Source organism: Cellulomonas sp. NS3 (genome assembly GCF_024757985.1).
GTDB lineage: Bacteria > Actinomycetota > Actinomycetes > Actinomycetales > Cellulomonadaceae > Cellulomonas_A.
The window spans coordinates 1,168,749-1,180,726 of record NZ_CP103289.1 but is presented as its reverse complement, the minus strand read 5'-3'; the positions used below and the strand labels follow the sequence as shown (position 1 = coordinate 1,180,726).

Annotated in this window: 8 protein-coding genes; 4 read left to right on the top strand and 4 right to left on the bottom strand. The window is 73.4% G+C overall.

The features are described from left to right. Positions 1-41 precede the first annotated feature (41 nt). The gene (locus NXY84_RS05590) at positions 42-650 is read right to left on the bottom strand and encodes a GNAT family N-acetyltransferase (RefSeq protein ID WP_258726133.1); all 609 of its coding nucleotides are present in this window, start codon (positions 648-650) and stop codon (positions 42-44) included. 126 nt (positions 651-776) lie between these two features. Here NXY84_RS05590 and arfB point away from each other — a divergent pair, with 126 nt between their 5' ends. Then, on the top strand, positions 777-1,202 hold the full coding sequence (arfB, locus tag NXY84_RS05585) for an alternative ribosome rescue aminoacyl-tRNA hydrolase ArfB (RefSeq protein ID WP_258726132.1): 426 nt from the start codon (positions 777-779) through the stop codon (positions 1,200-1,202). An 84-nt stretch (positions 1,203-1,286) separates the two neighbouring features. On the opposite strand, the gene NXY84_RS05580 is transcribed toward arfB, so the two are convergent. Then, positions 1,287-2,435 (bottom strand): pectinesterase family protein, encoded by a 1,149-nt coding sequence (locus tag NXY84_RS05580; protein ID WP_258726131.1) that lies wholly within the window; start codon positions 2,433-2,435, stop codon positions 1,287-1,289. A gap of 64 nt (positions 2,436-2,499) precedes the next feature. Further along, positions 2,500-3,567 carry an SURF1 family protein gene (locus NXY84_RS05575; RefSeq protein WP_258726130.1) on the bottom strand — a complete coding sequence of 356 codons (1,068 nt, stop codon included), beginning with the start codon at positions 3,565-3,567 and terminating at the stop codon, positions 2,500-2,502. A 380-nt stretch (positions 3,568-3,947) separates the two neighbouring features. Between NXY84_RS05575 and NXY84_RS05570 the strand changes: the two genes are divergently transcribed. The 3 genes from NXY84_RS05570 to NXY84_RS05560 all read left to right on the top strand — a co-directional run bounded on the left by NXY84_RS05570 (position 3,948) and on the right by NXY84_RS05560 (position 9,842). Then, on the top strand, positions 3,948-6,464 hold the full coding sequence (locus NXY84_RS05570) for a phosphoketolase family protein (RefSeq protein WP_258726129.1): 2,517 nt from the start codon (positions 3,948-3,950) through the stop codon (positions 6,462-6,464). A 91-nt stretch (positions 6,465-6,555) separates the two neighbouring features. Further along, positions 6,556-8,649, top strand: coding sequence for a phosphate acetyltransferase (gene pta, locus NXY84_RS05565; protein ID WP_258726128.1), 2,094 nt, complete (start codon positions 6,556-6,558; stop codon positions 8,647-8,649). Continuing rightward, the gene (locus NXY84_RS05560) at positions 8,646-9,842 is read left to right on the top strand and encodes an acetate/propionate family kinase (protein ID WP_258726127.1); all 1,197 of its coding nucleotides are present in this window, start codon (positions 8,646-8,648) and stop codon (positions 9,840-9,842) included. The genes pta and NXY84_RS05560 overlap by 4 nt, the downstream gene beginning before the upstream one ends. A gap of 51 nt (positions 9,843-9,893) precedes the next feature. Here NXY84_RS05560 and NXY84_RS05555 read toward each other — a convergent pair whose 3' ends face one another. Next, the gene (locus NXY84_RS05555; protein WP_258726126.1) at positions 9,894-11,966 is read right to left on the bottom strand and encodes a DUF4832 domain-containing protein; all 2,073 of its coding nucleotides are present in this window, start codon (positions 11,964-11,966) and stop codon (positions 9,894-9,896) included. Between the last annotated feature and the right edge of the window lie 12 nt (positions 11,967-11,978).

Sequence of the window (11,978 nt, the reverse complement as noted above, 5' to 3'; positions counted from 1 at the left end):
ACGCGGGCGGTGACCGGCTGGCGTGAGCCCGCCGCGCCGGCTCAGACCGGCGCGTCCGTCGCGATGCCGAGGTAGGCCGCTCCCCCGTCCGCGACGGGGACGTCGTGGAACCCGAGCCGCTCGTAGAACGCGCGTGCCGACGTGTTCGCCGGGTCCATCCCGAGGTGCAGCGCCGGTACGCCGCGCTCGCGCAGCGCCGCGAGGAACGCCCGGACCAGCCCGCGGCCGTGACCGGCGCCCTGGTGCTCCGGGAGCAGGTCGATGTGCAGGTGGGCGGGGTAGCCCACGAGCTCGGGGTGCAGGTTGCGCTCCGGGTGGTGCAGCAGCTCGACGAACGGTGCGTCCGGGCTGCCGGGCACCGCGGGCAGCGGGTGCCGGGCCGCGACGAGCGGCAGCCAGCGGCGGCGGTGCTCCTCGACCCAGTGCGCCGTGTCGGCCGTGCCGAGCACGTAGCCGACCGCCCGGTCGCCGTCGTCGAGCACGAAGGCCAGCTCCGGCTCGAGCAGGAGGTACGGACCCGCGAACACGTCGGGCATGAGGTCGTCGTCGCGGTACAGGCCCCGGGCGTCGCCGCCCGCGGCCGCGGTCCGCACGCACACGTCGTACACGTCGGCGCGGTCGAACGCCTCGTACGGCCGGATGAACGCCACCGCAACCTCCTCCAGGTGCGCCGGGCTGCGTCGCCACCCCGCCCCCGGGTCGTGTCGGGTCGCGCGGGGACGGCCGACGCAGATTATCCCGGCGACGTGGGCGTGCGGATGCCGGATCCTAGGACCATGTTCGCTCCCGTCCCGCTGCGCGGCGGCGTCGTGCTGCCCCCGGACGCGCTCGCCTGGCGGTTCTCGCGGTCGGGTGGTCCGGGCGGCCAGTCGGTCAACACCGCCGACTCGCGCGCCGAGCTCCTCGTCGACCTCTCCGCGGTCCTCTGGCGCTCGCCCGAGCAGGAGGCCCGGGTCCGCGAGCGGCTCGCCGCGCGGCTCGACGGCGACCGGCTCGTCGTCGCCGCGTCCGAGTACCGCTCGCAGCTGCGCAACCGCGAGGCGGCGCTCGAGCGGGTCGCCACGCTGCTCGACGGCGCGCTCGCTCCCCCGCCCCCGCCGCGACGCCCGAGCCGGCCGAGCCGGGCGTCCCGGGTCCGGCGCGCGACGGACGAGCGGCGCCGGCGCGAGGTCAAGGCGCTGCGCCGCCGCCCCGACGCCTGACCGCCGGCCCGCTGGCTCGCCCGCGCGCCGGCCCGCCCGCCGGCCCGCCCGCTGGCTCGCCCGCACGCTGGCGCCCCGCGCGGCTCAGCTCCGCCGGAACGGCGCCCAGCCGTCGTCGCCCGCGAGGTAGGTCCGCGGGGTGAACGCCGCAGCCTCCGCGCGCGTGAGCTGCGGGCGGTCCGGGGTCACGAGCGCGCCGGGCCCGCGGTTGTGGTGCTCGGCGAAGCGCGCGCCGCGCCACGACCAGCCGCCCGAGAAGTCGCTCCACGCGGTCGCACCGACGTGCGCGCCGATCCACGAGTCGCGCACGAGCACCTGCCCGACCGCGTCGGGGTCGTTGCTCGGGTGCCACGGCCGGCCGAGGAAGACCGTGCCCGCGGGGGCGTCGCTCGTGAACCGGCAGCGCGTGAACAGGAAGCCGTACGGGTTCGCGATCATCGTGCTCGGCGCGGTGACGTACCCGTTGTTGGTCGCCGAGCCGCGGGTGAGCGACCGGATCTCGCAGCCCTCGAACACGGCGGTCGCGCGGCCGAAGACGAAGTCGACGTCACCCTCGACGTAGCAGTCGCGGAACCAGGCGCGCGCAACGACCGCCGCGGACGAGCTGTTGACGTAGAGCGTGTCCTGGTTGCCGAGGAAGCGGACGCCGTCGAAGACGAGCCGGTCCGCGCGGGTCAGCACCGCGACGGCCTGGCGGTTGGTGATCTCGGGGTGCGCGGCCTCGTCGAACAGGTTCGCGAAGGTGAGGTTGCGGGCGGTGAAGTCGGCGCCGTCGACCGTGACGCTCGCGCTGCCGCTGGTGCCGTGGGTGCCGGTGCCGTCGGGCTTGGGGGTCCCGTTCGCGTTGTCGTAGGCGATGACGACGTCCTGCGCCCGGCGCCCGGTGCCGACGAGCGTGAGGAACGGCTTCGTCGCCGGGACCTTCACCAGCTCGCGGTACTCGCCGGGGCGGACGGCGATGACCCACGGCTCCGTGGCACCCTCCGGGGCGGCGTCGATCGCGGCCTGGACGCTCGGGAAGTCGGCGCGCCCGTCGGCGGAGACCGTCGCGTCGGGCCGGTCGTGGCCGTGGGCGGGCCGGTCGGCCTCGGCGCCGGCGCGCGTGCCGTCCGGCGCGGTCCCGCCGGGGAGGTCCGGGGCGGTCGCCGCAGCGGCAGGGGCGAAGGCTCCCAGCACGAGGCCGAGCACGGCCACCGGGATCGCGAGCAGTCGGGTGCGTCGTCGTGCGGGCATCTCTACCTCACTGTAGAAAGCGCTTTCCGGACCCGCGCGACGCTAGGGCACGCCTCCGGGCGCGTCAAGGGAGGTGGACCGGCACCTCGTCGGGCATCCCCGGCACGCCGCCGCGCGCCTCGTCGCGCACCATCCGGATCCACAGCACGAGCGCGAAGCCGCCGAAGATCCACCACTGCGCCGCGTACGCGAGGTTCTGGACGTTGAGGCCCGAGCCCGCGCGCGTCGGCGGCGGGAGCTGCGCGAGCGCGTCGCCCTGGCCGGGGTCGGACCGGGTCAGCACCACGTACCCGCTCCAGATCGGACCGCCCCACGCGTTCACCAGCGCCGCCGAGCTGATCGCGTCGGTGCGCCCGGGCGCGGAGCCGCCGTCGCCCGCGCCCTCGGACGACTGGAGGTAGCCCGAGACCGTGACCTCCCCCTCGGGGACCGCGAGCGCGGCGGCGTCACCGGGCTCTGCGACCCACCCGCGCACGACCGGGAGCACCGGGTCACCGGAGCCCGTCTCCCCCGACCCCGTCTCCCCGGAGCCGGTCGACGCCGGGCCGGTCGACGCCGGGCTCATCGACGCCGGGCCCGTCGAAGCCGACCCGCTCGGGTCCGCGTCGTGCACGCGCAGCGGGGTCAGCACGAGGTAGCCGGTCCGCCCGTCGAGCGCGCGGTCCTCGACGAGGAGCTGCGCCGCGGGCTCGTAGACGCCGCGCGCCGTGACGTGCCGCCCGACGAGCTCGCCGCGGAACGTCGTCTGCGGCTCGAGCACCGTCCCGATCCCGACGGGCTCGGCCGCCGCCTGCTCGGCGCGCCGCTCCGCCGCCTCCGAGGCCCCGCGGATCTCGGCGCGGTCGAGCTGCCACACGCCGAGGCGCGCGCACACCGCGGCGGCCGCGAGCAGCACGAGGAGCAGGACGAGCATGCGCGGACGCAGCGCCGCGCGCACGAAGGTCGTCGGGGCCGCCCCGGCGCCGGCCTCGTCCGCCGCCGCGCCCGTGCCCCCGTCGTCGTCCCGCCCGGGAGCGGCCCCGGCCGTGGCCCCGGGCTCGACCTCGGTGGTCACCTCGGAGCCGTCGGCGTGACCGACGTCACGCCCCTCGCGCGCAGCGTCGGGACGGTCCGGGCCGGCGGGTTCGAGCACGCCTGCACGGTACCTCGCGCAGCCGCCCGGAACCCCGCACGTCAGCCCGACCGGGCGGGGCTGCGAGGCGCTCGTGGCGCGCGCACGACCCCGGTGACCAGCGCAGACACCGCTGCGCGACCACGACGGGCCGCCGGGCGGCCGAGGGTCACGGTCGTGCGGCACGGACCCCGATGGGGTTGTATGGGCGGGGACCGACGACGCGGCGCGCGGACGGCGCACCGCACCGTCGGGGGTCGCGCCTGGGTCGGACGTCCCGGCTCGACGTCCTGGTCCGCGCAAGGCTGGAACCGGCACCACGCGCGCTGCGCGTGCGGGGTGCGGGGGCACGCAGGAACGAACGACGAGCAAGCACCCAGCACCCACGGGGAGACGAGCAGATGAGCACGACGACCTCGCAGCACACCTCCTGGCGGACAGGAACCGGCGCCGCCGTCACCGACGAGACGCTCCGCCGCATCGACGCGTGGTGGCGCGCCGCCAACTACCTCTCGGTGGGGCAGATCTACCTGCTCGCCAACCCGCTGCTGCGTGAGCCGCTCACGCGCGACCACGTCAAGCCGCGCCTGCTGGGTCACTGGGGCACGACCCCGGGCCTCAACTTCCTCTACGCGCACCTCAACCGCGTCATCGCGGAGCGCGAGCAGTCGACGATCTACATCACCGGCCCCGGCCACGGCGGCCCCGGCCTCGTGGCGAACGCGTACCTCGAGGGCACGTACTCCGAGGTGTACTCCGACATCACGCAGGACGAGGAGGGCGTGCGCCGGCTGTTCCGGCAGTTCTCCTTCCCGGGCGGCATCCCGAGCCACGTGGCGCCCGAGACGCCCGGGTCGATCCACGAGGGCGGCGAGCTCGGCTACGCGCTCTCGCACGCGTACGGCGCGGCGTTCGACAACCCGGACCTGCTGGTCGCGACGGTCATCGGCGACGGCGAGGCCGAGACCGGCCCGCTCGCCACGAGCTGGCACTCGAACAAGTTCGTCGACCCGCGGACCGACGGCGTCGTGCTGCCGATCCTGCACCTCAACGGGTACAAGATCGCGAACCCGACGGTCCTCGCGCGCATCCCCGAGGAGGAGCTCCTCGACCTCATGCGCGGCTACGGCCACAAGCCGTACGTGTTCACCGGCGGGTTCGACCAGGAGGACCACGGGGCGGTCCACGCCCGCTTCGCCGCGCTGCTCGACGAGGTGCTCGACGAGATCGCCGCGATCAAGGCCCGCGCGAACGAGGGCGACGAGACCCGCCCGCAGTGGCCGATGATCGTCTTCCGGACCCCCAAGGGCTGGACGTGCCCGCCGGTCATCGACGGCAAGCAGGTCGAGGACTCCTGGCGCTCGCACCAGGTACCGCTCGCGAGCGCGCGCGACACCGAGGAGCACCTCCAGGTGCTCGACGGCTGGCTGCGCTCGTACCGCTCCGAGGAGCTGTTCGACGAGAGCGGCCGGCTCGTCGAGGACGTGGCCGCGCTCGCGCCGGCCGGGACGCTGCGGATGAGCGACAACCCGCACACCAACGGCGGGCTGCTGCTCAAGGACCTGCGCCTGCCCGACTTCCGCGACTTCGCGGTCGACGTGCCCGTCCCCGGCGGGTCGATCAGCGAGGCGACCCGCGTGCTGGGCCAGTGGCTCACCGAGGTCATCCGCCTCAACCCCGACAACTTCCGGATCTTCGGGCCCGACGAGACGGCGTCCAACCGGCTGCAGGCCGTGTTCGACGTGACGGACAAGGTCTGGAACGCCGAGTACAAGAGCGACAAGGTCGACGACCACCTGGCCCGCGTGGGGCGGGTCGTCGAGATGCTGTCGGAGCACCAGTGCCAGGGCTGGCTCGAGGGGTACCTGCTCACCGGGCGCCACGGGCTGTTCAACTGCTACGAGGCGTTCATCCACATCATCGACTCGATGTTCAACCAGCACGCGAAGTGGCTCAAGGTCACCGACGACATCCCGTGGCGCCGGCCCATCGCGAGCCTCAACTACCTGCTCTCGAGCCACGTGTGGCGCCAGGACCACAACGGCTTCAGCCACCAGGACCCGGGCTTCATCGACCACGTGGTCAACAAGAAGTCCGACATCATCCGGGTGTACCTGCCGCCGGACGCGAACACGCTGCTCTCGACGTACGACCACTGCCTGCGCAGCCGGCAGTACGTCAACGTGGTCGTCTCCGGCAAGCAGCCCGCGCCGAACTTCCTGACGATGGACCAGGCGGTCGCGCACTGCACGCGCGGCCTCGGCATCTGGGACTGGGCCGGCACGGAGCGCCCGGGCGAGGACCCGGACGTCGTGCTCGGCTGCGCGGGCGACGTGCCGACGCTCGAGGTGCTCGCCGCGGCGGACATCCTCAAGCAGGAGCTGCCGGACCTCAAGGTGCGCGTGGTCAACGTCGTCGACCTCATGCGCCTCCAGGACGAGCGCGAGCACCCGCACGGGCTCTCGGACCGCGACTTCGACACGCTGTTCACGACCGACAAGCCCGTCGTGTTCGCGTACCACGGCTACCCGTGGCTCATCCACCGCCTCACGTACCGCCGCAAGGGCCACTCGAACATCCACGTGCGCGGGTACAAGGAGGAGGGCACGACGACGACGCCGTTCGACATGGTCATGCTCAACGACCTCGACCGGTTCCACCTGGTGATGGACGTCATCGACCACACCCCGGGCCTGCGCTCGAAGGCCGCGAGCCTGCGCCAGCGCATGGACGACCGCCGGATCGAGGCCCGCGAGTACACGCGCCGCCACGGCGAGGACATCCCCGAGGTGCGCGACTGGGTCTGGCCCGACGCGGGCGAGACCGGCCGGGACGCGAGCGGCACGGAGTACGACGGCCAGCGGCAGACCTTCGCCGGCCACGACGCCACCGCCGCGACCGGCGGCGACAACGAGTGACGCACCGGGGCGTCGGGACCACCGTCCCGGCGCCCCGTCCGCGTCCGCCCTCCCCGGCACCCCGGGGACCAGCACAGAGAGAAGCAGTCCCGTGGCCCGCAGCATCTACCTGACGTCCTCCGAGGGCGAGACCGGCAAGTCGACCGTCGCGCTCGGGCTCGTCGACCTCCTCACCCGCACCGTGCAGCGGGTCGGGGTGTTCCGTCCCGTCGCGCGCTCGACCGACACGCGCGACTACGTGCTCGAGCTGCTGCTCGCGCACGACGGCGTGGACCTGGCGTACGAGGACTGCGTCGGCGTGACGTACGAGCAGGTGCACGCCGACCCCGAGGCGGCGCTCGCCGAGATCGTCCAGCGCTACCACGCGGTCGAGCGGCAGTGCGACGCCGTGGTGATCGTCGGGACGGACTACACCGACGTCGCGGGCCCGACCGAGCTCGCGTACAACGCGCGCATCGCCGCGAACCTGGGCGCGCCGGTCCTGCTCGTCGTGAGCGGGTACGGCCGCACGCCCGAGGCCGTCCGGCAGGCCGCCGAGGTCTCGCTGTCCGAGCTCGAGGCGAACCACGCGCACGCGATCGCGGTCGTCGCGAACCGCTGCGACCCGGGTGCGCTCGACCGGGTGCGCGTCGCCCTCGGCTCCGACGTCCCCGCGTGGGCGCTGCCCGAGGAGCCGTTCCTCTCGGCGCCGACGGTCCGCCAGCTCATGGAGGCCGTGGGCGGGCACCTCACGGTCGGCGACGAGGAGCTGCTCTCGCGCGAGGTCGTGGACGTCCTCGTCGGCGCGATGTCGATCGAGCACCTGCTCGACCGGCTGCACGACGGCGTCGTCGTCATCACCCCGGGCGACCGCTCCGACATCCTGCTCGGCCTGCTCACCGCGCACGCGGCCGAGGGCTTCCCGTCGCTGTCCGGCATCATCCTCAACGGCGGCTTCTACCCGCCGCCGACCGTGGCCCGCCTCGTCGAGGGCCTCGGCGCGCGCCTGCCGATCATCCGCACCGACCTGGGGACGTTCCGCAGCGCGGGCGCCGCGGCCCGCACCCGGGGCCGGCTGAGCGGCGACTCGCAGCGCAAGGTCGACCTCGCGCTCGCGCTGTTCGAGAAGCACGTCGACGGCTCCGCGCTGCTCGCGGCGCTCGAGGTGCCGCGCATCGAGGTCGTCACGCCGCTCATGTTCGAGTACGAGCTGCTCGACCGGGCGCGCTCCTCGCGGAAGAAGATCGTGCTCCCCGAGGGCAACGACGACCGCATCCTGCGCGCCGCCTCGACGTTGCTCCAGCGCGGGGTCGCGGACATCACGCTGCTCGGCGACGAGACGGCGATCCGGGCCCGCGGCGTCGAGCTCGGGCTGCGGCTCGACGACGCCCACGTCGTCGACCCCGCGTCGGGCGAGCTCTTCGAGCGCTTCGCGGCCGAGTACACCGAGCTCCGCCGGCACAAGGGCATGACGCTCGACCGGGCCCGCGAGATCGTCGCGGACGTGTCGTACTTCGGCACGATGATGGTCCAGCTCGGGCTCGCGGACGGCATGGTCTCGGGCGCGCTGCACACCACGGCGCACACGATCAAGCCGTCGTTCGAGATCATCAAGACGGTCCCGGGCGTCTCCATCGTCTCGTCGGTGTTCCTCATGTGCCTCGAGGACCGCGTCCTGGTCTACGGCGACTGCGCCGTCAACCCGGACCCGACCGCGGAGCAGCTCGCCGACATCGCGATCTCCTCGGCGGCCACCGCGAGCCAGTTCGGGATCGAGCCGCGCGTCGCGATGCTCTCGTACTCGACGGGCGCGTCCGGCTCCGGCGCGGACGTCGACAAGGTCCGCCGCGCCACCGAGCTCGTACGCGAGCGCCGCCCCGACCTGAGCGTCGAGGGCCCCATCCAGTACGACGCGGCGGTCGACGCCTCCGTCGCGCAGACCAAGATGCCCGACTCCGCGGTCGCCGGCCGCGCCACCGTCTTCGTGTTCCCCGACCTCAACACCGGGAACAACACCTACAAGGCGGTCCAGCGCTCCGCGGGCGCCGTCGCCGTCGGCCCCGTGCTGCAGGGTCTGCGCAAGCCGGTCAACGACCTCTCGCGCGGCGCCCTCGTCCAGGACATCGTCAACACGGTCGCGATCACCGCGATCCAGGCGCAGGCGCTCGACGCGCTCGGCGCGCCCGACCCGGAAGGCCTCTCGTGAGCACTCGCGTCCTCGTCATCAACTCCGGCTCGTCCTCGATCAAGTACCAGCTGCTCGACGTCGACACGCACGAGGCCCTCGCCACGGGGCTCGTCGAGCGGATCGGGCAGCCGACCGGCAGGCTCAAGCACACCGGGCCGGCCGGGACGACGACGCTCGAGCAGCCCGTCCCCGACCACGAGGCCGGCATGGCGCTGGTCCTGCAGCTGTTCGAGGAGCACGGCCCGCGCCTCGTCGAGCAGGAGCTCGCGGCCGTCGGCCACCGCATCGTGCAGGGCGGCAGCGTCTTCGCCGGCCCCGCGGTGATCGACGACGCGGTGCTGCAGCAGATCGACGACCTCTCGTCGCTCGCGCCGCTGCACAACCCCGCGAACGTCTCGGGCGTACGGGCCGCGCGCCACGCGTTCCCGTCGACACCGCACGTCGCGGTCTTCGACACCGCGTTCCACAGCACGCTCGAGCCCGCCGCGTACGAGTACGCGATCGACCGCGAGGTCGCCCGCCGCTACGCGATCCGGCGCTACGGCGCGCACGGCACCTCGCACCTGTACGTCTCCCGCCAGACGGCCGCGTTCCTCGGCAAGGACCCCGCCGACCTCAACGTCATCGTGCTGCACCTCGGCAACGGCGCCTCGGCGACCGCGGTCCGCGGCGGGCGGTCGGTCGAGACGTCGATGGGCCTGACCCCGCTGGAGGGCCTGGTCATGGGCACGCGCTCGGGCGACATCGACCCCGCCGTGCTGTTCCACCTGGCCCGCGTCGCCGGGATGTCGATCGACGAGCTCGACGACCTGCTCAACCGCCGGTCGGGGATGCTCGGGCTCGCCGGGCACACCGACATGCGCGACGTGCACGCCGCCGTCGAGGCGGGCGACGAGAACGCCCGCACCGCGCTCGACGTGTACTACCACCGCATCAAGGGCTACGTCGGCAGCTACTACGCGCACCTCGGGCGGGTCGACGCGATCGTGTTCACCGCGGGCATCGGCGAGAACGACGAGCACGTCCGGGCCGGCGCGCTCGCCGGTCTCGAGCGCCTCGGCATCGTGGTCGACCCGGAGCGCAACGCCGGGCGGGTCACCGAGGAGAAGGTCATCTCGCCGGACGGAGCCGAGGTCACGGTGCTCGTGATCCCGACCAACGAGGAGCTCGAGATCGCCCGCCAGGCGGTCGAGACGATCTCCGCGGGCTGACCGGCCGCACGACGGGACGGTGCAGGCGGCTCTCCCGCCGCCGCGCTGTGCCTACTCGAAGCGGATCTCGTCGATCCAGACGGTGCTGCTCCCGCCGTGCCAGAAGCTCAGCGCCAGCTGACCCGGCGCGGCACGGTTGATCCCGTTGGCGACCAGCGGGATGCGGATGTCCTGGAACGCGGTCGTGATGACGGCGTTCCCTCCGCTGCTGGTGGAGTACTCGCCGAACCGCTGGGTGACACCACCGATCGAGACGCCGATGTGGTTCTGCTCACCGCCCATGAGGCCGCGGACCCGGACGACCATGACCGACCGGTCGCTCAGGTCGCGGGTGACGTCCGAGGCGAACCAGCCGGTGCGGGCGTACTGCAGCCGCAGCGCTCCACCGCTGACCACGCCGGCTCCGGACCCGTTCGCGAACGAGTTCGCACCCGTCCACCTGCCGAGGTCGTTCCGGCCGGTGCCCCATGCCGGGTTGCCGTCGTAGTTGTCGAGCACGAGCCGCGGCACACCGGCCGTGGCGGCGACAGTGACGGTCGCGGCTGCAGACGCGGCCGAGCGGTTCCCGGCGCCGTCGTAGGCGCGCACCGTGTAGCTGTAGGCGCCGGCGGGCAGGCCCGTCTGCGTGAACGTCGTCGCGTCACGCCCGACCGTGCCGACGACCGTGCCCCCGCGGAGCACCTCGTATCCCGCCACACCAGATCCGCCCGCGGCGTCGCTGGAAGCGGTCCACGCGACGGTCGGCGACGAGCCGCTCACCGTCGCCCGGACACCGGTCGGCACGGAGGGCGGCGACGTGTCGGACTGCGCGCCCACCGTGATGCCCGTCGCGAGGACGTTCAGGCCCGTCGCGGCGTCCCATGTGCCGGTGTTGGCGAGCCGGATGCTGTAGCGGGGGTCACCGCGCAGGGCGATGGCCTCGTCCGGCAGCCACAGCGCCAGTCGGTAGGTCCCGGCCGGGACGTTCGACGGCACGGTGACGCTCTGGCTGACCAGGGCGTTCTGGCCCGACTCCCACGTCCGCGGATCGGCCGACAGCGCGATCGGGAACTGGCCGCCCGGACCGTCCAGCACGGCGAAGACGGGTCGGGGGTTGAGGACGGAGGCCCACCCGGAGTTCACGACGCCGATCTCGAGCGGCATCACGCCGCCCGGACTGAGACTCGTGGGATACGTGGCAGTCGTGACGCGCAGCCGGTAGCCGAAGTTCCGCTGCATCGTGTCGAAGCACCCTTGGTCACGGTAGTTCTGGATGACCGTGGGCTCGTACTCGATGTTCAGCTGCGTGAAGTGCATGGCCGGCATCTCCGCCAGCGCGGTCGTGCAGTCGGCCCGCGTCGTGTTCACGTGGTTGCAGGTCTCACCCCCGACGAAGCCGTCGACTCCGACCGCCGCGATGAGCGCCTTGTCCGCCTGGGGCGTGCTGCCGTCGCGGCCCCAGGTCCCCATGTCGCCCGGGTCCGAGGCGCCGTAGCAGTCCAGGTGGCTGCCGATGCGGTCGAATGCGGCTGAACCCAGGCGGGACTGCACGAGGCGCACGTCGCTGGGGTAGCGCAGCGCGACCTGCTCGCTGGGGGCCGCCGCGAGGATGTTCGTGAGGATCCGCACCTTGGCGTCGACGTTCGTGTCGTGCCCGTTGGTCGAGGTGTGCCACTCCCCCCACGCACCGATGAAGCCGGCCTCGACGAACGCGATCACGTCCGCGTTCGCGGCGAGCACCGGGGCCAGCTGGTCGAGATGCCTGGCGATCCGGCTCTCCGACGCGTCGGGCTCGGAGTCGGGGTAGGGCCCGAAGTTGTACGAGGCACGCAGGACCACCTTGGCACCGTTCGCGCGCACCGTCGCGAGGCCGGCGGACAGCCCGTCGAGCGTGGCCCGGTCGATGTCCGACGTGCGGAACGCGTCGAGGCGCAGGTACGAGTGCAGCAAGGTGATGCTGTGCGTCGACCTGGCGGACCGTATCTCCGCGGCGGACACCCGCAGGATGTCGACGCTGTCGCGGAACCCGCGTTCGGGGTTGGGGAAGATGCTGTTGTCCGCGGTGTACGTCGTCGTGGCCGCGTGCGCCGTCCCTGGCGCCACGAGGAGCCCCGCCACCAGCGCGAGCACCGCTCCGACGATCACTGACCTTCGTGG